Annotated in this window: 20 protein-coding genes; 7 read left to right on the top strand and 13 right to left on the bottom strand. The window is 67.7% G+C overall.

The window, feature by feature from the left end; translation table 11 throughout:
• The first annotated feature begins 1 nt into the window (after nt 1).
• Both VF643_RS12285 and VF643_RS12290 read left to right on the top strand, forming a co-directional pair.
• Nucleotides 2-1,285 (top strand): citrate synthase, encoded by a 1,284-nt coding sequence (locus tag VF643_RS12285; protein ID WP_331043678.1) that lies wholly within the window; start codon nt 2-4, stop codon nt 1,283-1,285.
• Nucleotides 1,282-1,494: a hypothetical protein gene (locus tag VF643_RS12290; protein ID WP_331043679.1), complete on the top strand. Its 213-nt coding sequence runs from the start codon at nt 1,282-1,284 to the stop codon at nt 1,492-1,494. The genes VF643_RS12285 and VF643_RS12290 overlap by 4 nt, the downstream gene beginning before the upstream one ends.
• On the opposite strand, the gene VF643_RS12295 is transcribed toward VF643_RS12290, so the two are convergent.
• The 4 genes from VF643_RS12295 to VF643_RS12310 form a co-directional block, all read right to left on the bottom strand.
• Nucleotides 1,444-2,835: a HAMP domain-containing sensor histidine kinase gene (locus VF643_RS12295; protein WP_331043680.1), complete on the bottom strand. Its 1,392-nt coding sequence runs from the start codon at nt 2,833-2,835 to the stop codon at nt 1,444-1,446. The genes VF643_RS12290 and VF643_RS12295 overlap by 51 nt on opposite strands.
• Nucleotides 2,832-3,905 carry a hypothetical protein gene (locus VF643_RS12300; protein ID WP_331043681.1) on the bottom strand — a complete coding sequence of 358 codons (1,074 nt, stop codon included), beginning with the start codon at nt 3,903-3,905 and terminating at the stop codon, nt 2,832-2,834. The genes VF643_RS12295 and VF643_RS12300 overlap by 4 nt, the downstream gene beginning before the upstream one ends.
• A 35-nt stretch (nt 3,906-3,940) precedes the next feature.
• Entirely contained in the window at nt 3,941-5,122 is a 1,182-nt protein-coding gene (locus VF643_RS12305) for a hypothetical protein (protein WP_331043682.1), read from the bottom strand.
• 303 nt (nt 5,123-5,425) lie between these two features.
• Nucleotides 5,426-5,719 (bottom strand): Hpt domain-containing protein, encoded by a 294-nt coding sequence (locus VF643_RS12310; protein ID WP_331043683.1) that lies wholly within the window; start codon nt 5,717-5,719, stop codon nt 5,426-5,428.
• An 82-nt stretch (nt 5,720-5,801) separates the two neighbouring features.
• Between VF643_RS12310 and VF643_RS12315 the strand changes: the two genes are divergently transcribed.
• From VF643_RS12315 to VF643_RS12325, 3 genes are all read left to right on the top strand, one after another.
• Nucleotides 5,802-8,075 (top strand): hypothetical protein, encoded by a 2,274-nt coding sequence (locus VF643_RS12315; protein ID WP_331043684.1) that lies wholly within the window; start codon nt 5,802-5,804, stop codon nt 8,073-8,075.
• 263 nt (nt 8,076-8,338) lie between these two features.
• Nucleotides 8,339-8,698 carry a hypothetical protein gene (locus VF643_RS12320; RefSeq protein ID WP_331043685.1) on the top strand — a complete coding sequence of 120 codons (360 nt, stop codon included), beginning with the start codon at nt 8,339-8,341 and terminating at the stop codon, nt 8,696-8,698.
• Nucleotides 8,699-8,778: 80 nt separating this feature from the next.
• Nucleotides 8,779-9,240: a hypothetical protein gene (locus tag VF643_RS12325; RefSeq protein WP_331043686.1), complete on the top strand. Its 462-nt coding sequence runs from the start codon at nt 8,779-8,781 to the stop codon at nt 9,238-9,240.
• 56 nt (nt 9,241-9,296) lie between these two features.
• On the opposite strand, the gene trxA is transcribed toward VF643_RS12325, so the two are convergent.
• The 9 genes from trxA to VF643_RS12370 all read right to left on the bottom strand — a co-directional run bounded on the left by trxA (nt 9,297) and on the right by VF643_RS12370 (nt 22,765).
• Nucleotides 9,297-9,617, bottom strand: a complete 321-nt coding sequence (gene trxA, locus VF643_RS12330) for a thioredoxin (protein ID WP_331043687.1) — start codon at nt 9,615-9,617, stop codon at nt 9,297-9,299.
• A gap of 49 nt (nt 9,618-9,666) precedes the next feature.
• Nucleotides 9,667-13,098 (bottom strand): double-strand break repair helicase AddA, encoded by a 3,432-nt coding sequence (gene addA, locus VF643_RS12335; RefSeq protein WP_414713855.1) that lies wholly within the window; start codon nt 13,096-13,098, stop codon nt 9,667-9,669.
• Nucleotides 13,085-16,012 carry a double-strand break repair protein AddB gene (gene addB, locus VF643_RS12340; protein ID WP_331043689.1) on the bottom strand — a complete coding sequence of 976 codons (2,928 nt, stop codon included), beginning with the start codon at nt 16,010-16,012 and terminating at the stop codon, nt 13,085-13,087. Before addB ends, addA begins: the two co-directional genes overlap by 14 nt.
• Nucleotides 16,005-16,760, bottom strand: a complete 756-nt coding sequence (locus VF643_RS12345) for a nucleotidyltransferase family protein (protein WP_331043690.1) — start codon at nt 16,758-16,760, stop codon at nt 16,005-16,007. The genes addB and VF643_RS12345 overlap by 8 nt, the downstream gene beginning before the upstream one ends.
• Nucleotides 16,757-17,725, bottom strand: coding sequence for an aminoglycoside phosphotransferase family protein (locus VF643_RS12350; RefSeq protein ID WP_331043698.1), 969 nt, complete (start codon nt 17,723-17,725; stop codon nt 16,757-16,759). The genes VF643_RS12345 and VF643_RS12350 overlap by 4 nt, the downstream gene beginning before the upstream one ends.
• An 11-nt stretch (nt 17,726-17,736) precedes the next feature.
• Nucleotides 17,737-18,186, bottom strand: a complete 450-nt coding sequence (gene tsaE, locus VF643_RS12355; RefSeq protein WP_331043691.1) for a tRNA (adenosine(37)-N6)-threonylcarbamoyltransferase complex ATPase subunit type 1 TsaE — start codon at nt 18,184-18,186, stop codon at nt 17,737-17,739.
• Entirely contained in the window at nt 18,183-20,552 is a 2,370-nt protein-coding gene (locus VF643_RS12360; RefSeq protein ID WP_331043692.1) for a PAS domain-containing sensor histidine kinase, read from the bottom strand. Before VF643_RS12360 ends, tsaE begins: the two co-directional genes overlap by 4 nt.
• A gap of 127 nt (nt 20,553-20,679) precedes the next feature.
• Nucleotides 20,680-22,101: an adenosylhomocysteinase gene (gene ahcY, locus VF643_RS12365; protein ID WP_331043693.1), complete on the bottom strand. Its 1,422-nt coding sequence runs from the start codon at nt 22,099-22,101 to the stop codon at nt 20,680-20,682.
• A gap of 106 nt (nt 22,102-22,207) precedes the next feature.
• A complete protein-coding gene (locus VF643_RS12370; RefSeq protein ID WP_331043694.1) occupies nt 22,208-22,765 on the bottom strand; it encodes a YqgE/AlgH family protein in 558 nt (185 codons plus the stop codon).
• Between the two features lie 122 nt (nt 22,766-22,887).
• Here VF643_RS12370 and VF643_RS12375 point away from each other — a divergent pair, with 122 nt between their 5' ends.
• Both VF643_RS12375 and VF643_RS12380 read left to right on the top strand, forming a co-directional pair.
• Entirely contained in the window at nt 22,888-23,370 is a 483-nt protein-coding gene (locus VF643_RS12375) for a peroxiredoxin (RefSeq protein ID WP_331043695.1), read from the top strand.
• Nucleotides 23,371-23,487: 117 nt separating this feature from the next.
• Nucleotides 23,488-23,811 carry a hypothetical protein gene (locus tag VF643_RS12380; protein ID WP_331043696.1) on the top strand — a complete coding sequence of 108 codons (324 nt, stop codon included), beginning with the start codon at nt 23,488-23,490 and terminating at the stop codon, nt 23,809-23,811.
• Nucleotides 23,812-24,573 lie beyond the last annotated feature (762 nt).

The following is a 24,573-nucleotide window of genomic DNA, read 5'->3' on the forward strand; positions in this document are numbered from 1 at the left end:
CATGACCGAAGCCGCCAAATTCTCGATCGGGACCAGGGATTTTGACTACCCGGTCATGTCGGGGACGATCGGCCCGGATGTCATAGATATTCGCAAGCTCTACGCGCAAACCGATTCCTTCACCTACGATCCCGGCTTCACATCGACCGCGAGTTGCCAGTCGGCGCTGACCTATATCGACGGTGATGAGGGCGTGCTGCTCCACCGCGGCTACCCGATCGGCGAACTCGCCGAACAGTCGAGCTTCATGGAAGTGTCGTACCTGCTGCTGAACGGCGAACTGCCGACCAAGGCCGAACTGGAGACATTCTCGACCACCATCACCCGCCACACGATGGTTCACGAACAGCTGGCAACCTTCTTTCGCGGCTTTCGTCGCGACGCGCATCCGATGGCCATCCTGTGCGGCGTCGTCGGCGCACTCAGCGCCTTCTACCACGATTCGACCGACATCCACGATCCCGCGCAGCGCGTGATCGCCTCACACCGACTGCTCGCCAAGATGCCGACGATTGCGGCGATGGCGTACAAGTACAGCGTCGGCCAACCCTTTCTCTATCCCGACAATTCGCTCAGCTACACCGGCAACTTCCTGCGCATGACCTTTGGCGTGCCGGCAGAACCCTATGTCGTGAACCCGGTGATCGAGCGCGCGATGGACCGCATCTTCATCCTCCACGCCGATCACGAACAGAATGCCTCGACCTCGACGGTCCGCCTGGCGGGCTCGTCGGGCGCCAATCCGTTCGCCTGCATCGCTGCAGGAATCGCCTGCCTCTGGGGGCCGGCGCACGGCGGCGCGAACGAAGCCGCGCTCAACATGCTGCGCCAGATCGGCACGCCCGATCGCATCCCCGAATTCATCGCGCGCGCCAAGGACAAGAACGACCCGTTCCGCCTCATGGGCTTCGGACACCGGGTCTATAAGAACTACGATCCGCGCGCGACCGTGATGCAGAAGACGGTGCGCGAGGTTTTCACCGAGCTGAAGGTTACCGATCCGCTGTTCGACGTGGCGTTGCAGCTTGAAGAGATCGCACTCAACGATCCCTATTTCGTCGAGAAGAAGCTGTTCCCGAACGTCGATTTCTATTCGGGCGTGATCCTGTCGGCGATCGGTTTTCCGACATCGATGTTCACGGTTCTTTTCGCGCTCGCCCGCACCGTCGGCTGGGTCGCGCAGTGGAACGAGATGATAACCGATCCCGACCAGAAGATCGGCCGCCCGCGCCAGCTCTACACCGGCCCGACCCAGCGGTCGTACGTGCCCGCGGATCAGCGATGATGCTGCGCAACGTCCTGCTCGTTCTCGGCATTCTCGCCACGCTGATGGGGCTGCTGTGGATCGGGCAGGGTCTCGGTTACATCCACTGGCCCGCGTCCAGCTTCATGCTGGATCAGCGACCCTGGGCGGATCGCGGTGCGGCGCTCGCCGTGGTCGGGCTATTGCTGATCCTGGTCGCCCGTCGCGTCGGCCGCCCGCGCGGACGGTAGCGACAGGGTGAAGCGCGCGCCGTCGCCCGGCGCGCTTTCCACGATCAGGTCGCCACCCATCGCCCGCGCCAGCCGCCGGGAAATATACAGCCCCAGGCCATTGCCGCCCGGTTCGCTGGCATCGACCCGCCCGAACTTCTCGAAGACGCGCGTCTGATCGGCAGGGGCTATGCCTTTGCCGGTGTCGATCACGATCGCCTCGACGAACGCGCCAGCGGGTCGCACCGCAACCGTCACCATCGTACCCCGCGGCGCGTATCGCACCGCATTGCCAAGAAGGTTGACCAGGATCTGCAGCGATCGTCGGAAATCGCCGATCGCAAATAATGCTACTTCGGGTTCCGGTGCCACGATCGTCACGCCGGAATCGGTTGCCCGGACCCGCAACAGCCCCACCGCACGCCGGGCGACGTCGGCGAGATCGACCCGCTCCGCCGGCGGCGCAAAATCCGGCCGCTCGATCGCCTGCATATCAACGAGATCGTCGACCAACCCGAGCAGATGCCGCCCTGCACTCGCAATATCGGCGGCATAATCGGCATAGGTGGGTTCGATCGGGCCATCGGCTTGCGCTGCGATGCTGTCGGCATGGCCGATGATCCGCCCCAGGGGACGGCGCAGCGCACGGTCGAGACCGCTCGTAAATTCCTCTGATAGCGGCAGGGCGACATCCCGCGTCGGCGGAGCGACCGCGGCCCCGCCGATGAACCCCGCGAATTCGCGTCGCTCGTCCCGACGGACGCTTGCGGACAGCAACATCGCCTTGCCCGATCCGCGCACTCTCGCAGGCTGCGCCTCGAACGCGCGCCGCCGCGCCAGGGCATCGAGGATCGGCAAGCCGCCTTCGGTGTCGTCGCCCAGCACGAACAGCAGGGTGAGCGGCTGCCCCAACATGGCCAGCGCGTCGAACCCGTATCGCGCGCCCGCCTCGATCGAAACGAAGGTCAGGCGCAAGGCGGCATCCGTCTCCCATCGCCACTCCGCGCCTGCGGTGACGAAATCCGCCTCCGCACGTTCGCCGCGCGGCAGGCGGACGGGCATCCGTTCCTGCCAGCCGCTGACCGACAGCCGCACGGTCTGCCCTTCAGGTTGTGCCCGCACCCACAATTGCAGGTCGGTATCGACATCGGCGACGATTACGCCCCGCGACACGACAATCCCCAAGCGGCGCGCAAGCCGCGCCACGGTCGCCAGCGTGGGAACTGCCAGAGCCGCTCCAACGACTCCTCCGGCACGCAGGTTCAAGGCAGCGATCGCCGGATCGGCGGTAACCAACCGCCCATCGGCATCGACGACGGCATGCGCCACGCCGCCACGGGCGATGGACTCCGATGCGTTCATCGCCGCTCCGATCGCGCGAGCACGGCCATGGCGGCGCGGAAGTCGCGGTCGAGCGCGAACGGCGCCAGCGCGGCACGCGCCGCCTCCGCCGGCACCGCCGCGATCGCGTCAAGTCTATCGGCGAACGCTTCGATGTCCCTTCGCGGATCGGCCTCGGACAATGCCAGGGCAATCCGTGCGATCGTTTCCCGGTCCAGCGACACCGCCCGCAACGCCAGCCACAATCGTTCGCCCTCCGGCTCGACCACCATCGCGCGCAGCTGGTCGTGATCCATCGCGAGCGCATGCGCCAGGATCGCCGCGAACAGCGTCAGGCTGCGGTCACCCAGCGCCTCCAGCAGCAGCGGCGCAAGTTCGGCCGGCCGCGCGTCGACCGCCCTTGCAAGCCGCATGGCGCCCCCCTCGGGCCGATCGTCCTCGTCATACGCCGCAAGGCTGCGCATCGCCGCCTGGGCGATCGCGCGATCCACCTCGGCGTCATCGCCACCGCGCAACGCCGCGGCGACCCGCCACACCAGCCGGTGCTGGACGTCCGCGGGCAGCGCGCTCGGCTCGGCGCTGCCTGCATCGTTCGCGGCCTGTCGCCGGTTCTGCGCCACGAGCAGCGCCGATGCCGTCCTGGCTACCAGGCCGTCGGGCACCTCGGTCAGCCGGATCAGCAGGCTAGGGGCATCCCGCGCGACCAGAGTAACCGGCAGCGCCTCGGCGATCAGGTCCATGCGCACCCGGGCCAGGATCTCGTCCAGCAAATCCACGTCGCGAAGTAATCCCGCTCGCGCCAGCCGGGCGAACACATCCCCGTGTTCGAGCAGCGCTTCCGCCCGGGCCGTGTCGCCGGTGCCGGCCAGCACTCGGGCGGCATGCCGTCGCAGGTCGATCTCGATTCCAGCGACCATGGCAGAAAGGATATGCGTCACCCGCGCGCGGACACGGTCGTCGAGCCGGGAATCGTCGGGCAGAAACAAATCGTCGATCGCCCCGGCCAAACGTGCATCCGCACGTTCCCATGCCTGGGTGGCGCGCCGGGTTGCCGCTTGCGCGGGCTGGGGGTCATGGGAACGGACCGACATCGCCGCGCCATAGCCGCCGCGTCGTTAAGAGCGCACTAAGGCTGTTGCCGCAGCTTCTCGATCGCATCGGCCAGCGTCACCGCTGCATAGATGCTGGCGACCGCCAGCCCCAGCATCGGCACACCGAGCATCGCCGACACCGTCACGACGACGAGGTGGGCCGAGGGGCTACCCCACCAGCTTCGTCGCGTCGCCGAGGGAATGGCGCGCTCGCCCAGCCCCGCCAGCACCGCGAGGGTTATCGCGCTCGCCAGCGGCGCCCCATCCTCGGTTGCGGCCCGCACCGCCCAGCCAAACAGCAGGATCGCGATCAGCGGCATCGCCACAGCCGCGATCCGCTCGGCCAACACCAGCCGCGGCTGATCGCGCAAGTCGCCCAGCGTGGCGCCCAGCGCCAGCGTCATCGTCGCCAGCAGCACCGCGATAAGGCCGGTTGCCGCGAACCCGGATGCGATGCCGAACAGCCCAAGCCCCCCCAGGATCGCGCCCGCCGCTGCAACACCCTCACCCGGCACTTTGCGATACACCAGCAGCGGCAGCGTCCAGCGCGCCACCGGCGCCAGCACATAGCGGTCAAACCATCCGCGCCGCCCCGCCACGGACGCGGCGAGGACGGTACGGCTGCGGCGGTCCAGCGATCCGGCATGATGTTCGATGCCGTGCCCGTCGCGCAGCGCAGTCACCGGCAGTTCGACATGCGCCGCGCGCGCCTGCGCCGCGACGCGGATCAAGGTCGACTGGACATCGTAATCGCGCGGCAGACGGGCGACTTCGGCAATTCTGCCGGGCTCCAGCCGGGCGACCCCGGCCCACGCCATCTGCCCTCCCACCCGTTCGAACCCGGTCGGGGCGTCGGTTTCGGGCACGACCAGCAGGGCGTCGCCACCTTCCTGCGCCAGACCGGCGACGATTCCTTCGGTGGTTACCAGCCCGTCGGCGATCATCAGAACCCGCGCCAGCGGATGGATTTTCTCCGCCGCTTCCGCGGCCGATCGCACCGCATCCACCGCCACCCCACGGCGTCCGATGCGGCTGATCGCGCCCAGCAGTTCGGGCGTCGCCCGCGCGACGATCAGGATGATCTGCGCCGCCCCCGCCGCGATCAGCAGCCGCGCCTGATATTCGATGAGCGTCAGCCCGCCGAACGGCAGCGTCGCAGCCAGCCGGTCGGGCTGGTCGTCGGCATCGTGGATCGCAAAGAGGAGGCCGGCCAGCATTGCCTCGCCTGTACCCGCGACGACGCCGGATGCAAGGTCGACAGGCCGTGGCGCGGCAGACGGGTCGCCGGGTGCAAGCAATGCAATACGGGCATTTCGGTCGTGAAATCTCGGATCGGAACAAGGTGGACTGGGCAATCGGGCGATCTACGACGATGCCTTCCACCAGTGTACGCAGTTCATGGGGACGGCGGATTTTCCGGCCCGCGAAGGCGGTGGCCGATACGATGCGCTTCATCGACGTAATGCGTTAAAGCCTCAATCCAGCGTAGGCCGGACTGGTCGATCGTTTGAAAGATCGCCCTAAAGCCGAGCCGCGGCCCGCTCCAGCTTGCGCAGCATCTCGGCATCGCCCGCCGCGCCATCGCACGCCGACGCGGCCAGCGCCATGAGCCTGACCGCCCCAAAACTCGCAGCCAGTCCGCGCAACCGGCCGGCGGCGGTGCGCCATGCCTCCTCGTCCCTCGCCTGTCGCATCGACAGCAGCGCACGCGCGACGCTTTCGGCCAACGCCGTGCGCAATTCTGCGATCAGTGCGGCATCCTCGCCGACCGCGGCGGACAGCGCCGCGTCGATCGCTCCGGGATCATAGGCCATGTCACGGGTTAGGACCGCAGGGCTTAACGCGGCGTATCCGTATTCGCTTTGCGTGGCCCGGAAAGATGGTAAACGCGCTCCCATGAACGGGGGTTCTTCGATCATCGGCATCCGCAGCGAAGCGGCTCAGGCGGATGCTGCGGCACCGGGCCAGCATGACGCCTACGCGCCTTGGTCGCTCTCCGCCGAACCCTTCGATGTTGACCCGCCAAGCCCCTGGCCGTTTGCGATTGCCTGCCTGGTGGTGATCGCATGGCTTGCCGGCATGCTGTGGTATGCGCGCGATTCGCTTGCCACGCTGGCGCCAGTCGACCTCGCGCAGTTCGTGGCGGCCTTGTGCGTGGTCCCCGCGCTGATTGGCATCGTCTGGCTGCTCGCCAACCGCACGAGCCGTGCCGAGGCGCAGCGATTCGGCACCTCCGCACGTGCGATGCGCGCCGAGGCTGCCGCACTGGAACGCACGGTCGCCGCCCTCGGCCAGGCGCTCGACGCGAATCGTGCGCATCTGGCCGATCAGGTTCTTTCGCTCACGACGATGGGCGACGCCGCGAACGATCGCCTCGCCAATCTCGGCCAGAATGTCACCGCCGAAGTCTCACGGATCGACGCGCACGCCCGCGGCCTGGCCGAATCGTCCACAACCGCGCAGGCGAGCCTGGCGGTTCTCCTCGCTTCGCTACCGCGTGCGCAGGCCGAGGTGGAGACCGCCGCCAAACTGCTCGAACGCACCGGTCTGTCGGCAAGCGAACACGCGGGGGCGCTCGAAGCAGCCTTGGTCGCGCTTGCGGAGCGCGGGCGGGAGGCGGATCTTGTCGCCGGCGGTGCGGCGCAGCGGCTCGCCGCGCATATCACCCGCATGGAAGCCACCAGCGAGACCGCAGGAACCCGTCTGGAAGCAGTCACCGCCGGCATGTCCAGCGCCGTCGATGCGCTGCTCGGCCGCACTGCCGATGCGGTGGATGAATCGCGCAAGGGGATAGCCGCGCAGGGCGATGCGATGCTCGCGATGATCGGTGCGAACCAGGCCGCGCTCGATCAGGCCGCGCACGCCAGCGCCGATGCGCTCGCCCGGCGGATCGCGACGGTCGATCACGCGATCGAGCAGGTGACCGTGCGCCTGGACCTCCAGCGCGAGGCCGGTGACGCTATCGTCGGTTCCCTCGAAACCGGCCTGGCGCGCGTCGATACGCAGCTGGACGCGCTATACCATCAGGGTGTCGATCGGTCGCAACTGCTCGCCGCCTCCATCAGCGCGCTCGGCGGATCGGCCGAGGCCATGACGGAGGCGTTGCGCGCGGGCGAAACGATGGCGAACCGGACGATCGGCACGACCGAGTCGTTGCTGATCGCGCTCGATGCCGCTGCGCGGGAGATCGACGAAACCCTCCCCGATGCGCTGGCCCGCCTCGACGATCGCGTCACGCGAAGCAAGAAGGTCATAACCCAGGCCAAGCCCGAATTGCTGTCGCTGGTCGCTGCGGCGGAAAATACGCATGACGCGGTCGAGGCGATCGCAGGCGTCATCGGCGAGCAACGCCGTGCCCTCGATCACCTCTCGGGGACGCTGCTCGATACGCTGACGACCAGCCGGGCCAAGGCCGACGCGCTCGGCCAGACGGTCGACGATACGGTCGCGCGTGCCCACCGCTTCGCAGAGGAAGCCGCGCCTCGGCTGGTGGATGCTCTCCTGCGGGTTCGCGACACCGCTGCGATGGCGGCCGATCGCGCGCGCGAAACCATGGCCACGGTCATTCCCGAAGCGGCCAATGCACTGGAATCCGCCAGCATCGATGCGATGCGTCGCGCGACCACGGATACTGTGGAGCGCCATATCCGCGCAATCGTCGACGCCACCACGCTTGCCGTCGACGCCGCCAGCCGCGCCGGCGAGCGCTTGGCGACCCAGGTTCAGGCGATTGCGGATCAAACCGCAATCGTGGAAACCAGGATAGAAGACGCGCGGGCCGATCGGGAAGAAAATGATCGGGACACCTTTGCGCGACGCGTGTCCCTGCTCATCGAAACGCTCAATTCGGCGTCGATCGACATTACCAAAGCGGTGGCTCCCGAAATCTCCGACAGCGCCTGGGCCGCGTATCTCAAGGGCGATCGCGGCGTCTTCACGCGTCGGGCGGTGCGCATCCTGGATGCCAGCGAGGTACGCGATATCGTCCGCCTGTATGATGACGACAGCCGCTTCCGCGAGATGGTGAACCGCTACATCCACGATTTCGAAGCCATGTTGCGCACTATCCTGGCTCAGCGCGACGGCTCTCCTTTGGGAGTGACGTTGCTGTCCTCGGATATGGGCAAATTGTACGTGGCGCTGGCCCAGGCGATAGAGCGCCTGCGCTAGGCGCATACGTGTCGATTGCTTACCCCCTTCGTGTGGCGCTGGTGAGCGCGTGCGAGAGCCATTTACGGGGGACAACAAACATGCAGCGTTTTTCGAAGATCGCCGTCGCTTTGTGCATCGCAGCGGCTGCAAGCGTTCACGATACATCGGCCTGATGCCGCGTCGAAGGTCAAGATCGGCAAGCCCGTCCAATACGCTGGCGCGGCGACGATCGCACAATCGCGAACTTTGGTGCAGCAATCCGCGAAGGGGACTTTTCTCGCGTGAAGCGGGTGGTGATCCCCTATTTCCAGATCGAGGTGCAGAGCAAGGGCGGCAAGGACGCGAGTTCGAAGGGCTTCATGTCCAAGATGAAGAACAACGTGAGCGTGACCTACACGATCGACGGTGTGGATCAGGCAGCCATGCAGGCGCTGGCCGACTCGCTTTATGCAAACCTGGTCACGTCCTTCAAGGCGCGCGGTATCGAGGTCATCGACCGCAAGGACGCGCTTCCACGCAGCAAGAATTACGCGAAGATCGAAGCGGCCTATCAGCAGACGCCAATTGAAAAGGGCATGGCCGGCGGAGGCAAGTCCATGTTCTATGCGCCGACGGGGATGGGCGTGTACTTCGTCGGGTAGAGAATGCCGGCAATGGGCAGGCCAAGGGTTTCGGCAGGCTGGGTGGCGCACTCGGCGGCTTCTCCCAGATGGGCAACGCCATGGCCGAGATTTACGCGCTGTCCGAACTGGACGCTGCCGTCGTCGGGATGCGCCTGAAGGTGGTGTTCGTCGATGCCGACGCGTTCAAGATGGACGGGTTCGTCAGCGTCCGTCACAAGGCCGCGATCACGATCGAGCCGCTCGACACCCAGATGTGGATCATGGCACCCGCGAGCCAGATGGCGAAGTCCGCCAACACCCGCGTTTCGTTCCAGCTGACGTCGCCGATCGTTCCCGCCATCGACCCGATCGTCTCGGTCGATGACACCATGTCCACCGGCAAGAAGATCGACACGACGATCGGCAACGTCATCGGCGGGCTGACCGGCACCAGTTCGTACAAGGTCGAGCAATATACCGTTCGCCTCGACCCGGCGAAGTTTTCGGCCGCGATGGGAGAGACGATGTCAGGCACGCAGTCATTGCTGGTCGGCCGCCTGGCCACGGCTCCAGCGCCCTGAGCATGACCCGCGGCCCCGGCCGACACCGGAGCCGCGGGTTGTTCTCCGAGAGGCGGCTATAGTTCGCCCTGCAACCAGCCCTTGATCTGCCCCTTGGGCGCCGCGCCGACCTTCGTCGCGGCGGGGGCGCCGGCCTTGAACAGGATCATCGTCGGGATACCGCGCACGCCATATCTGCCTGGCGCGTCGGGGTTGTCGTCGATGTTCAGCTTGGCGATCGTCACCTCTTCGCCCAACTCCTCCGACAATTCCTCCAGGCTCGGCCCGATCATCTTGCACGGCCCACACCATTCCGCCCAGAAATCGACGAGCACGGGCTTGTCCGAATCGAGCACATCGGCCTGAAAGCTGGTGTCGGTGATCGTCTTCGTCGCCATCGCGAATTCTCCTTGGTTGCCCACCATCTAGGGTGGGGTGTAGCCGTGCTCAACCAACGTCGGCCAACCTTTGCTCCCCGTTGCCCAAGCCGGGCTTGTAGGGCGCAAGCACGTCGGTCGGCAGTTCGATGAGCGACGGCCCTGCGGTATAGAGCAATGCCGCCTCGATCGACCTGCCCGGAAAGACCACCGAAAGCGCAGCGGCATAGGCTGCCATCTGGCGCAGGTGATAGACCGGCACCGCTGCAGCATCGGCCGGCACCTGCCGCCCGGTCTTGAAATCGACGATTCGAACCCGGTCGGCCTCGACGACCAGCCGATCCACCGTGCCCGATACGACGATGCCGTCGCCTATGACCGCAGTTACCGGCGCCTCCGCCAAGGCACCCGGCGCGAAGAGACCGGCGAAGCGCGCATCGGTCAGGATGGCGCACACACGCTCGACGATCGCAGCCCGCTCGTTGGCGTCCGCTACGCCGCCGGCATGCGTCAGCCAGCGATCGGCGACACCCGCGCGCTCCGCAATCGGCACCGCGGGCAGACGTTCGAACAGCGCATGCTGCAATCGCCCACGCTCGGCGGCTGCGCGCATGGCGGCGGTCGGCGGCGGGTCGGCGACCTCATCCTCACCCAGCGCTGACGGCGCCAGTGGCCGTGAAGGTCGCGCCTCCACCGGTGCGGCCTGCCGTGCCCATCCCGGCACAGGCTGGGGCGGAGGCGCCACGGCCTTGGTAAGCGCGGTTGCGCGGACCGGCGATTGCGGCGCACTCCCGGCGAACACCCGCTCGCCCTCGGCCGCGGGTACGCCAACCGCAGCGAATGCGCGATCCGCCGCAGCATACCAACTCGCCTCGGGCGGCACGCCTTGCGCCCGCGGCCCCAGCGACCCGGCAATCACCAATTGCTCCTCGGCGCGGGTCGCAGCGACATAGAACAGCCGCCAATGCTCGGCCAGTTCGCGCGCTTCCGCCGCCTCGACGACCGCATCGAGCGGCCCGCCGCGCTCGGACGCGCGCGGGCGGATCACCGGCACCGGCTCGGCATCGGCGTCGGGTTTCCAGCGCAGGATCGATCGCAGCGCCTGTGTCGGATCGACGCACGCATCGGCCAGGATCACCACCGGCGCCTGCAATCCCTTGGCGCCGTGCGCGGTCATTACCCGCACCGCGTCGAGCGGCGCCGCCGCATCCCGGACGATATCGACATCGCCTCGGTCGAACCAGTCGAGGAAGCGCTGGAGCGAAGGCGTGGTCGCGGTCTCGAAATCCAGCGCGGCGTTGAGCAGTTCCTCGATCGGATCACGTGCCTCCGCCCCCAGCCGGCGGATCAGCTTGCGCCGCCCATCGAACGGCCCGGAAAGCAGATCCTCCAGGAAGCGATAGGGCGTCGCGAAATCGGCGCGCGCCAGCATCATGCGCAGCGGCGCCAGTCGTTCCGCTTTCTGCGTGTCGGTCAGGTGCCGCCACAACGTCCCCGAAGCCCGCGGCGCGGCACGCATCAGTTCATCCTGCGTCCATCCGATCAACGGCGACACCAGCAACGACGCCAAGCTCAAATCGTCACCCGGCTGCAAGACGAAGCGGATCGCCGCCAGCAAGTCCTGCACCGCCAGCGGCGCGTTCAGCCGCAGCCGGTCGACTCCCGCCACCGGCACGCCTTCGGCATACAGCCGCGCCACGATCAACGAGGCCAGATCGCCTCGCCGCTTGACCAGGATCATCACGTCCTCGGGCCGCATCGGCCGCCCCTTGGATGCCAGCATACGCCCCTCGGCAAGCCAGTCTTTCAGCGTCCGCGCGATCCGCACCGCGAGTTCGCGGACCGCATCGTCGATCCAGCCCTCCTCATCCTCCTCCGATCCTCCCGCCGAGACGGGCGGCCACAGCATCACGCTGCCGGGTCCGCGCACCTCGCTGGCATGCCGCTCCACCGCGGCGGCGATACCCAGCCCCGGCTCGCCGATCGCGAGAATCGCGGCATCGACGAATTCCAGCACCGGCGCGGTCGACCGGAACGATTGGGTCAGCGACAGCTGCGCCATCGGCAGCCCGCGATCCTCCTCGGGCCAGTCGTGGTCGCCCTTCACCTCTTCGGCACGTAGTCCGAAATACCGCTCCGCCGCCGCGAAGTTGGTCGGATCGGTGCCCTGGAATCCGAAGATCGCCTGTTTGTGATCGCCCACCGTGAACAGGGTCCGCGTCCGCGGCGCATAGATGCCGCGGCCGACGAAGAACTCGTCCGCCAGCGCGCGCACGATCGTCCACTGCGCGACATTGGTGTCCTGCGCCTCGTCGATCAGCACATGCTCGGTCGTCTGGTCGAGCTTGTAGCGCACCCATTCGCCGATCCCCGGCCGCTTGAGCAGCGCCACCGCCGTCGCGATCAGATCATCGAAATCGACCCCGCCGACCCGGCGCTTGGCGGTCGCATACGCCCGCGCATAGTCTCGCCCGACGTCCAGCGCCTCGGCGAGCAGATCGGCATAGGCCCCCCGCTCGATCAGCGACAGCAGCGCCGCACATTCGCCCCCCAGTTCTGCGGCAAGCTCCTGATACTCAGCCTCGGCATCGACCAGCTTCTTCGACGCCTTGCGCGGCTCGCCCTTGCCGGTCAGTACCACGCCGGCAAGGTCGGCCAGCGTGGCCGCACGCTCGCCCGGCGCCGCGGCCAGCCACGCCTGCAAGGTCGCCGCATGCCCCTGCCCCGTGGCAGTCCCCCAGGCCGTATTCGCCGCCGCCAGCCGCGCGATCGCATCGTGATCGAGCAGATCGCAACCCGCTTCCAGGGCTTCGGCGATGTCCCCCGCAGGCAGGTCGAGCGCGCGGCGGAGCCACGGCGCGATGCCGCTCGGCAGCGCCTCCAGCCCCCTCAGGTTGCGCGCGCATTCCATCAGGAACTGCTCGGCGCCCCCTTCCCCCAGCCGCATGCTCAGCCGCCCGATCGCCGCGATCGGCGCCTCGCGCCCCTGCGCTTCCGCATCCGCCAGCATCCCCGCCAGGGCCTCGCGCGCCAGCGCCGCCTCCTCGCGCGCCTCCAACGGCCGAAAGCCCGGGGTCAGCCCCGCCTCGACCGGAAAGGCGGCGAGCAGCGACTGGCAGAAGCCGTGGATGGTCTGGATGCGCACGCCCCCGCCCGGCGCATCCAGCACCGCGGCGAACAGAGTCCGCGCCCGGTCCTGCATCGCCGGCGTCACGCGCTCGCCCAGCGCGTCCAGGTCGCGCACCAGATCCTTCGCCGGCATCCGCACCCATGCGGCGAGTCGCGCTCCGATCCGCTGCGCCATTTCGGCGGCCCCGGCCTTGGTGAAGGTCAGGCACAGGATCGCGGCGGGATCGACCCCGCGCAGCAACAGGCGAAACACGCGCGCCGCCAGCACCTGCGTCTTGCCCGTTCCCGCCGAGGCCGACAGCCACACATGCGCGTCGGGGCTGCTCGCCGCCGCCTGCGCACCCAGGAGACGCGGCAGGCTACTCACGCCCATACCATTCGTCGCGCCGCATCAGCTGGTCATATTCGGCATAAGGCGCATATTCGGGCACCAGTTTGGCGGTGAACGCGTCGGTGCCCGTCAGCCACTTTCCGGCGGCCTCGACGAAATTCGCCGCCGCGATCCCCGCGAACTCGCTCGTCGGGATCCGGTCGCGCTTGCCATGCTCGTCGACCGGCGTCGCGACATAGCCGAACCCGTCCTTGCCCTTGCCCAGCGACCAATATTCGAACGCCCTTGCCGTGCCCGAAACGTCCGCAAATCCGCCGCGCTCCGCAATCAGCCCGAGCAGCCCCAGTTGCTGGGAGAACCCCGCCCGCACCGCGGCGGCCGATGGCGGCTTGCCGGTCTTGTAGTCGACGATGCCGATGCCGCCATCCGCCAGCCGGTCGATCCGATCGTAGCGTCCGGACAGCGCCACGCCCGCAATGTCGATCCCGCCCTTGCCCTCCGCGCTCGCCACCGTCCGTCCCTCGGCCTCGTTGATCGCGATCTGCCGCGCGATCCAGTCGATCGCCTCCAGCAGGCGCGGCTGCCACAAGGCGCGCATCATCGGGTGCATGCGTTCGTCCGCCAGCATGGCGATCGCGCGCTGCCGCAGCGCATCGACCCGGCACCCGTCCTCCTTGCACCAGCGCTCCAATATGTCGTGGACCGCCGTTCCGCGCTGCGCCGCCGTCGGATCGGCATCGACGCCGTCGAGCGGCATCAGCCGCAGGATGCGCCGCGCGTAAAAGGCATAAGGATCGGCCTTCAACCGGTCGACCTCGGTCACCGAAATCGCACGAGGGCGCAATTCCGGAGGCGGCATCGGCCCGGGCCGCTCGGCCGGTGCATGGACCCCCGGGTCGTCCAGCGCCCTGACCCACCCGGCCAGCGCATCGGCATGCGCGAACCGATCGCCAGCCATGGCCGCCAGCCGCAGCCAGAAACGCGATGCCAGCGTCGGCGACTTGGCATCGCGCCGCGCCCGCGTGAGCAGAACCTGCGGCGCGCCCAGCCCTTGCGCGAAATCATGCGCTGCCACCCCGATCCGCCGCTCCAGACCGGGGAGCGCCAGTTCGGTGCGAATACGCGGCGCCAGCCACGGGTCGGGCGCCGGATTGCCCGGCCACACGCCCTCGTTCAGCCCGCCCAGGATCATCAGATCGGCACGCTGCAACCTGGCCTCGATCAACCCGTATATCGCCAGCCTGGGATGCCCACCCTGCGCCGGCCGCACCACGGCCTCGTCGAGCAAGGTTCGCAACAGCGCCGGCACCACCTGCGGGTCGACCAGCGGCGGACCGACCGCCGCCTGTACTTCCAGGTCGGCCAGCAACTCCGCCGCCGCGCGCCCCGCGGGCCCGGCCCACAGCGCGTCGCCGCACAATGCGTCCGCCGCCTCGCGCAGGCACGCGATCAGTTCGGCCAGCGGTTGAGCACCGCCGGCGAAGGCGCGCTCGACCGGCGCGAGCAGACCCGCCGCCTCGCCCCACCAATCCGCCGCGCGCCCTTCCCCGAGCATCACGCTTACCGCTTCCAGCCCCGGGGCCGGCCGCGGCCCGCGCAGGCGCAGGTCGAGCGCGCGCGCACCGTCCAGCCACGCGAGGCGCGCCTCGCCGCTGCGCACCAGCGGATGCTTTAGCACGGCCAGCAATGCAGCGGGTGCGAAACGCTGCGCCGCCGCCTCGGCAAGTTCCAGGAGCAGCGTTCCCGGCGGCAGGATCGACAGGGCACGCCCCGCGCTGTCGTCGATCTCGATGCCCCATCGCCCGCAATGCGCCGCCACCCGCCGGGCAAGGCCACGATCCGGGGTCACCAGCGCGGCCGTCCGCCCCTGTGTCTCCAGCACCTCGCGCAGCGCCAGCGCAATCGCTTGCGCCTCTTCCGCCGGCGTCGCCAATTCCACGGCGGCCACCCCGGAAAGCCGCCGGTCGGCCGCGGCCAGATCGGTCCACCGCCCGGTAAAGGCCGCTGGCGCCATCGCGTTGGCGATCGCCCGGCCCCGCGCGGCATCCGCATCGACCCCGCCTGCATCACGCCAGGGCGTCACCTCGTCGCGGCCAAGGTCCATCCGATCGAGCATTTGCTTCAGCTGGAACTGCGGGTGAGTCTCGATGGATCGCGTCCGGCCGGCGACTTTCTCCGGTCCCAGCGCGTCCCATTCCTCCTTGGGCATTTCCAGGTCGAGGCCGGCGAACACCGTCATCCCCTGCGGCAATTCGGCGACGCACCGCAGCAGCCTGGCCACCGCCGGCGCCGCGTCGCTCACGCCTGCCGCACACACAAACCCCTGCGGCGGCACCTCGCGCCACCGCGCCGACAGTCGGTCGAGCAGCATGATCCGCCGTGTCGCGGCATCGACCCGGCCGATCCGCTCCAATTCGGCGGGCCAGCGATCGAGCACGACCGCAAACGTCTCCAGCGCGCTCGCCCAGTGCTCGGACAGTTCAGGCGCCATGTCGAGATCGTGCAGCGCGCGCGGCGACACGCCTTCGACCAGCAGCTGATCGAGCGTCCGCGCCACTTCCCCCGCCAGCCGCACCGCTTCGGCGGCATCGACCCTCGCGTCCGCTGGTCGCGCCTCGGCCACTAGCCGCGCGAGGATCATACGGCGCTGGAGAGGCGCAACCGCGGGCGGTGGCGGCGCCGGATCGTCAATCCGGTCGATTGCCGCGCCGACCGCCTCGTCCAGCGCAGGGTCGCCCAGCGCGACGAGCCGCGGCAGCAGAAGGGCACCCCCACTCGCGCGCACAAACGCGTCCGTCACCGCACGCACGCCGCGATTGTTGGGCAACAGCACCAGCCCGCGTGCCAAGGCGAGCGGCTCGCCACCCGCTCGCCGCATCAGCCCCGCGACGAGCGCGTCCGCGAAACTGCGATGCGCCGGGATCGTATGCACAGCGGGGCGGCGGCCCTCAGCCATCTGCCAGGATAGCCTCGGTCGCGGGTATGGCGGCGGGCGAGCCGACGTCGAACCACAATCCCTGGTGAACCTGACCATAAGCGCGCCCGGCTTCGATCGCCCGGTTCCAGAACAGGTTCGTCGAAAACGGACCCTCCGGCGCGTCGGTGATGATCGCCGGGTTGATGATCTGCACCCCCGTATAGACGAACGGCGCCATCCGCCCGCGGCGCTGCCGACCGGTTATCAATCCCTGCCCGTCCAAGTGGAAATCGCCACGCGCCCGGTGGTTGTGCGCACGCGCCAACGGCACCATCAGCAGCAGGGCGTCCATCGTCGCCGGATCGAAGCGCGACGCCAGCAGCCGGATCGTATCGACCGGGCCGTCGATCCAAAGATTGTCGCTGTTGACCACGACGATCGGATCATCGCCCAGCATCGGCCTGGCGCGGACCAGCCCGCCGCCGGTTTCCAGCAACTGCGCCCGCTCATCGGAGATCAGGATGTCCAGCCCGGCCGGCTGCCGCGCCAGATGCGCCTCCAGCGCGTCGGCCAGATAATGGACGTTCACCACCGCGCGCGCTACCCCTGCCGACCGCAGCCGGTCCAGCACGTGGTCGATCAGCGGCTTGCCGGCCACCACCACCAGCGGTTTTGGCCGCGTCGCGGTCAGCGGTCGCATGCGTTTGCCCAGCCCTGCCGCCATCACCATCGCCGTGTGTGGCACGACCCCACCGGGATCGGGGCGGATCGTCAGCTGTCGCGTCATGCGCCGAGCAGATGCGGATCGCCGCGCAACCCGGGCGGTACGTTGGCGTCGAACCATTCGGCGACCGGCGCCAGTACCGGTTGCGCCAGATCGCGCGCCAGATAGGTCCAGACCCGCGGGCACAATGTCGGGTAGCGTAGCTTGCCGTCCCGCTTCCACAGCCGGGTGAAGATGCCGATGATCTTGGCATTCCGCTGCGCGCCGAGCACGTGATAGGCGGCCAGAAACGCCTCCTCGGCACCGGTCGCGGCTTGGTATCGCTCGATCATCGCCGCTTCCACCGCCGGATCGACGGTGCGCCGCGCATCCTGGAGCAGCGACACGAGATCATAAGCGGGATGCCCCGCCAGCGCGTCCTGGAAGTCGAGCAGCCCCAATCGCCGATCCGGCCCGACGAGCATCAGATTCTCGGCATGATAGTCGCGCAGCACCGTCACCGGCGTCGCCGTAGCCGCCAGGTCGAGCACCGCGCGCCACGCGGCGTCCCACCCCTCGCGATCGACCGCGATCCCAAGCGCCGGACAATACCAGTCGACGAACAAGGCCGCCTCCCGCAACATCACCGTCGCGTCATATGGCGCCCACGGCCCTGCCGGTTTGCGCCCCAGTTCGACCAGCAGGTCGATCGCAGGCGCATAATGATCCGCCTCCGCCGCCGGGTCGGCGTCGATCGCCTCACGCAACCGCGCATCCCCGAAATCCTCCAGCAGCACCAATCCCGCCGCGGCATCGGCGGCATGGATGGCGGGCGCAGGGAAACCGTTCGCGCTCAGCCAGTGTGCGACGTCGATGAACGGCTGCGGGTCTTCGTGCGGCGGCGGCGCGTCCATCAGCACCGCGGCCCGCGAGACCTGGGTCACGCGAAAGTAGCGCCGAAACGAGGCATCCCCGGCCAGCGGGGCGATGTCCGCGCCACCCCAGCCGTTCGCGGACAGGAAACCGGCTGCCGCCTCCGGCGGGGACATCGGCGGCGGGATCACATCTGCCATCGCGGCCTCCAACCCTCCGGCACCCGCGCTGTCAAGCGCCGCCCGCCATCCGCCTCGACCTCGAGGGCCAGCGCCAGCGCATCGGGCCAGTAATCCACACCCGCTCGCTCGGGCCATTCGACGAGAAGCACCGAATCCGCCCGTGCCTCGTCCAGCCCCAGTTCGTCGATCTCGCGCACATCTTCTATGCGATACAGATCGACGTGCAGCACCGGCAGGCGAACCTCGGGCGGCGCATAGGGCTGAACGATCGCGAAACTCGGCGATGGCGCCTCCCCCGCCAGCCCCAGCGCCGCGAGCAACCCGCGCGCCAGACTGGTCTTGCCTGCGCCGAGCTCCCCCGACAAGGTGATGACATCGCCGGGCTTTACAGCCCCTGCCAAACGCCGGCCGAATGCCTCCGTCGCTGGCGCATCGGCCAGAACCCAATTCCTCATCGCCGCGGCAATTCGATCGTCACCAGCGTGCCCGTTCCCGGCTCGGAGACCAGGGTGATCGTGCCCCCGTGCGCCTCGACGAACTGTTTGGCGAGTGGCAGGCCAAGCCCCAGCGCGCGCTCGCCGCCGGGCTGGATGCCGGGTTCGGCGAACCGGTCGAACGCATGCGTCACCGCATCCGACTCCATGCCATCGCCATCGTCCGACACCACGATCCGGGCGCCCGTTGCAGTGCCGTCGGTATGCAGCAGCACCCGTCCGCCCTCGGGCGTCGCGCTGATCGCGTGACGCAGGATATGTTCGATGATTTCGCGCAGCCGTCGCGCATCGCCGCTGATCCGTCCGCTCGATCGCGCCAGTTCGATCGCGAAATCCAGCCGCCGCCGCTTGGCGATCGGCATCAGCGTCTCCGCCGCCGCCCGCGCGATGCTGCTGAGTTCCACGTCCTCGCGTTCCAGCGCGCGCTCGTCGCCGGCGCTCTGCGTCAGGTCGAGGACGTCGTCGATCAACAACCCCAGCCGCTCGACCGATTCCAGGATCGCCTCGACATAGCCGTCCGCCTGCGGGGTCAGCCTACCCGCAAATCCCGCATGCAGCATCTCCGCGAATCCGCCGATAGAGGTCAGCGGCGTGCGCAGTTCATAGGACATGTTCGCCACGAACTGGGTCTTGACCTTGTCCGACGCCTCCAGCGCTTCCGCGCGTCCGCGCAGCGCCTCTTCCGCGCGCCTGCTGTCGGTGATGTCGAGCATCGTGAACAGCGCGTTGCCGTCCGGCAACGGCACCGCGGCGAATTCGAAATGGCGTCCGTCGGCCAACGCCACGCGCCCGCCGCGCTGCTGGCGATCGAGCGTGGCGGAGCGGATCATTTCGGGGATCAGCACGCTGCGCGCCGGAATCGCCAGCTGCGGCGCGATCGCCTCGGCCAGCGCATCGACCCGCGGATGCCCTGCCAGGAATTCCTCCTCGAACCGCCACAGTCCACGAAACCGGTTGTTCCACAGCTGGAGGCGTCCGTCGGCGGCAAAGACGCCCAGCGCCTCGAACAGATTGTCGAACGTCGCGGTGCGCACCCGCAACAGCGTGTCGCGCGCGCTGGCGAGCTGGACCTGCTCGGTGCGATCCTCGAAGATCAGCAGCAGCCCGCCGTCCGGCAGCGGCTGCGCCACCACGCGGATGTGCGCGCCGTCCGGCAGATGCCAGGTCTCCTCGACCGCGCTGTCGTGCCCCGAGAAGTCGGTCTGGACGAACCAGTCCCGACGTTCCGCCTTCCACCCCGGAAAGTCGCGCACTTCGGGCAGTCGATTGGCCTCGCGCATCCGTTCCAGCACGCGCTCGAACGCCGGGCGATCCGCCAGCCATTCGGCCCGCATCGCAAACATCCGCCGAAACGGCTGGTTGCAGAACACCAGCGCGCGGTCGCCGCCGAATTGCGCCACGCCGGCCGACAGTCGATCGAGCATCGCGCGCTGCGCATCCTCGAACCGCCGGGTGCGGCTGCGCGCCTGTTCCAGTTCGTCGATGTCGATCGCGAACCCCGCGACGCCGCCGTTGGGCAACGGCACGTCGAACAGCCGGAACGATCGCCTGGCGCCTGCGATGGTGACCGGCAGCACCGCCTCATGCGGCTTGGCGGAATCACGCGCCGCCGCTGCGCCCGCCAATGGCCCGCCGCGCCCCGATCCCTCGATCAGCTCCAGCCCCCGCGCCACGACATCGCCCGAGTCGCGTCCCTCTACGGCCTCGACATACGCCGAATTGACCATCGCGAGCCGCAGGTCAGGGCCACGATACCACATCGGCAACGGCGCCGCCTCGATCAGCCCGGTCAGCGCCTCGAACGCCGCGCTGAGCCGCGCCGTCTCGGCGCCCAGCCGCGCGATCTCCGCCTCGCTGTCGGTGGCATCGAACGCCCAGACCACGACAGTGCCGGTCGCGCCAACCTCGGCCAAAGCGCGATTGCCCCTGAGCGTGATCGCGCGCCGCGATCCGCGCGGCCGCACCGCCCGGACGAAGCCGCGTCCCGCACGCTGCGCGGCCTGCACGTCGCCGATCAGCGCCTGCGCGACGAGCGGTTCCAGCCCGCTCCCGTCCCCCGCGACGTCTGCCAGCAGCCTGGGTGGAGAGGCCATTCCCAGCCAGTCGGCCATTCGCTGCGGCATTTCGACCCGCCCATCGGCGCGCACGACCATCGCCAGCGCCGGCGCCGAACGGAGCATCGCGCGCAACCGCGCATTGTCCGCCACCGCCGCCGCCGCCTCACCGCGCGCGCGCAGCCCCAAGAACAGCATCGCTCCCCCTGCGATCAGCAGCAGAAAAACGATGGCGCCCGCGATCGCAAGCGCGCCCGTGCCGATCTCGGTCATCTATGGGGTGAACGGGGCAAGCAACTGAACATTGCACCCACGTCTAGGCGAAAGCGCGCCACGCAAAAAGGGGGCGTGGCATCGCCACACCCCCCTTCGTCGCATCCGAACCCCTGCGCCTGGACGATCAGTAGCGGTAGTGATCCGGCTTGAACGGCCCTTCGACCGGCACGCCGATATAGCCCGCCTGCTTCGGGGTCAGCTTCGACAGCTTCACGCCGAGCTTTTCCAGGTGCAGCGCCGCGACCTTTTCGTCGAGATGCTTGGGCAGGACGTAAACTTCGTTCTTGTATTCGTCGCCCTTCGTCCACAGCTCGATCTGCGCGAGCGTCTGGTTGGTGAAGCTGGCCGACATCACGAACGACGGATGGCCGGTCGCGCAGCCCAGGTTCACCAGGCGGCCCTTGGCCAGGATGATGATCTGCTTGCCGTCGGGGAACTTCACCAGGTCGGTGCCCGGCTTCACTTCGTCCCACTCGTAATTGCTGAGCGCCGCGATCTGGATCTCGCTGTCGAAGTGACCGATGTTGCAGACGATCGACATCGGCTTCATCGCCTTCATGTGATCCGCGGTGATGACGTCGGCATTGCCGGTCGCGGTGCAGAAGATGTCCGCGCGCTCGACCGCCTCGTCCATCGTCACGACCTCGAAGCCCTCCATCGCCGCCTGCAACGCGCAGATCGGATCGACTTCGGTCACCATCACGCGCGCGCCGCCGTTGCGCAGCGACTGCGCCGAGCCCTTGCCCACGTCACCGAAGCCGGCGACGCAGGCGACCTTGCCCGCGAGCATCACGTCGGTGGCGCGACGGATCGCGTCGACCAAAGATTCCTTGCAGCCGTACAGGTTGTCGAACTTCGACTTAGTGACGCTGTCGTTGACGTTGATCGCCGGGAACGGCAGCTCGCCCTTCTTGGCGATCTCGTACAGCCGGTGGACGCCGGTGGTGGTTTCTTCGCTGACGCCCTTCAGGTTCTTGACCGTCTCGGTCAGGTATCCCGGATATTTGGCGATATACGCCTTCAGCGCGCGCTGGAACTCGACCTCTTCGTCGTTCTCCGGCTCGCCGAGCGAATGGCCCGCCTCAAGCTTGGCGCCCCACAGCGCGAACATCGTCGCGTCGCCGCCATCATCGAGGATGATGTTGGCGGTCTCACCGGTGGTGCCTGCACCCCAGTTGAAGATGTCGCCGACATAATCCCAATAATCGGCCAGGCTCTCGCCCTTCACCGCGAACACCGGCACGCCGGTCGCGGCGATCGCGGCGGCGGCATGGTCCTGCGTCGAGAAGATGTTGCAGGTCGCCCAACGCACGTCGGCGCCGAGCGCGGTCAGCGTTTCGATCAGCACCGCGGTCTGGATCGTCATGTGCAGCGATCCGGTGATCCGCGCGCCTTTGAGCGGCTGCGACGGGCCGAATTCGGTGCGCAAGCTCATCAGGCCGGGCATCTCGGTCTCGGCAATCTCGATCTCCTTGCGCCCGAAAGCGGCAAGCGAGATGTCCTTCACGACATAATCGACGGTCTCGGCGGCAAGTGCAGTGGCCACGCGAATTCTCCTGGAAAGCAGATTGGGATGCACGGCCCTTAGCGGCCCGGCACGCCCGGATCAAATATAAAGATATCTTTATGTCTCACAGACGACTTCCAGGCCGTCACGCCGTGCCCCCCTCGATCCCCATCAGCCGAGGATCGATCCCCTCTCCCGCAAACGCCGCCGCCCAGCGCGCTTCGGCTGGGGTGTCGTAAAGCAAGCCGGTGTCCGCCTTCACCGGCACCCACCCGTATTGCGCCATTTCACCGTCCAGCTGCCCTGCGTCCCATCCGGCATAGCCCAGCGCGACCACCCACCGGCTCGGGCCTCTCCCCTCGGCGATCGCACGCAGCACGTCGATCGTTCCGGAGAGCGACCAGCGGCCGGCGACGTCCAGCGTATCCTGCCCGCCCCAGTCGTCCGAATGCAGCACGAAGCCGCGTCGCGGCTCCACCGGCCCGCCGAAATGCACCGGTGCGTTCGGCGCGCTCCCATGCGCGATGCCGAACTGATCGAACAGATCGTGCAGCCCCAGCCCGCGCACCGTCGCACCGATGCCGATGCCCAGCGCACCGCCCGCATCATGCGCGCACATCGCGATCACCGCGCGCGCGAAACGCGGATCGTGCATGCCTGGCATCGCGAGCAGGAAGCTGCCGGTTAGGTAGGGACTGTCCATGGCGTACCAACATAGGAGCACGTGCCCCCACCGCCAACGTCACCGCCAACGCTTGATCTGGCGCTACAATAGGCCAAATGGGTCGCGCGCCGCCCGCTGCGGGCCGCCACAAGGAGATTCGCATGACCATCGGCATCGGTGACCGGCTTCCCAAAGCGACCCTCATCAAGGTGACGCCCGAAGGCCCCGACCAGGTCGATAGCGAGGCGTTCTTCGCCGGCCGAAAGGTCGCGCTGTTCGCCGTGCCCGGCGCCTTCACCCCCACTTGTTCGCAGCGCCATCTGCCCGGCTTTGTCGAGAAGGAAGCCGAGCTGAAGGCAAAGGGCGTGGACGAGATCGCCTGCACCTCGGTCAACGACGCCTTCGTACTTGGCGCGTGGTCGAAAGCCAGCGATGCCGGCGCGATCACCATGCTGGCCGATGGAAACGCCGAATTTGCCGAAGCGCTGGGATTGACGACAGACAGTTCGCGCTTCGGCATGGGGACGCGCAGCCAGCGCTATTCGATGATCGTCGACGATGGCGTGGTCACCGCGCTCAACGTCGAAGGGCCTGGCGAGTTCAAGGTGAGTTCGGCCGACCATCTGCTCAGCACGATGGCCTGAACTCGGGCCTCACGCACGCGGCATGATCGGTTGCGAGAGGCTTTTCCCTGGAGCAGCACGCCCGATGACCGGCCGTTCCGTCCTATGATGGGATGGGCGACGGACATCGGAGGCACCATGAGAATCGGCGATGCGGGCGCAATGGCGTTCATTCCAGCCAAGGCGTCGGCGCCAGGCAGATCGTCTCTCGACCCTGATCCACCTTCGAAGGCCGATGAGGTGGTGAAGGCCTTTCTCAAGGAAGCCAAGAAGAGCCCGATCGACCGCATGCGGGAACGAATCCTGAAGAGCCATGGCCTCACGCAAGAGCAGTTCGATGCTCTTCCAAAGGAACAGCAGGGTCCGATCCAGCGAGAGATCGAAGAAGCGATGAAGCGTGCGCTCAAGGGGTCGGCTAGTGGAAGTGCCGCAACGGGGAGGAACGCAGACGTTCTCGCATGAAGGCCGGCTCATCGTGCCTTTGAACGATCGGCTTACATCGGTTGCCAAGGATGAAAGCGAAGGCTTTTATTAGAGTTTCAACCGGAGCGCGATGTCGGCGCTTTTTAGAGCGTGACGACGTTGGATTGACTTACATCCGTTCGTCCTGAGGAGCCGCTGAGCGAAGTCGAAGCGGCGTCTCGAAGGACAGGTGAGACTCACTGTCCCTCGATACAGGTATTAGAGTATGATGAAATGAGCCTGACCCACGCCGTTCGTCCTGAGTAGCCATCGAGTAGCTGCGCAGCAGCGTATCGAGAGGGCGTATCGACTCGCGTACCAACGGTGCTTCGATACGAGCCCTCGATACGCCGCTTGCGTGGCTACTCGGTCTCTACTCAGCACGAACGGGTAAAAGTGACGTCATCACGCTTGTCTTATGACTTTGCGGTCCGTTCGGGTCAGGATGGGATGCCCGTTCCGGGGTGGCCACCCCGGAACGGGCGGAAGGGGACGGATCGCAAAACGGCCGGCCGTTAAGGGACCGGGTTAGAGTAGGATCGCCCCTTTCTTTTCCATCAGGCCCGAACGGATACCGGGGCTTTGCGGCCCGGATGACAAGGCTCTCCTGAGCGAAGTCGAATGGGGACTGTCAGGATTTCCGTGTGTGGGCGGGCGGTTGAACATTACGCCGCCATGGCCCTGATGAAGCGCTCGCCGAAGATGAGGGCGAACTGCGCCTTGGCCATGGTCCACTCACGTGGCGGCATCTTCCACTCTTTC

Origin of the sequence: Sphingomonas sp., from assembly GCF_036387595.1 — a bacterium.
In the GTDB taxonomy this organism is placed as follows: domain Bacteria; phylum Pseudomonadota; class Alphaproteobacteria; order Sphingomonadales; family Sphingomonadaceae; genus Sphingomonas.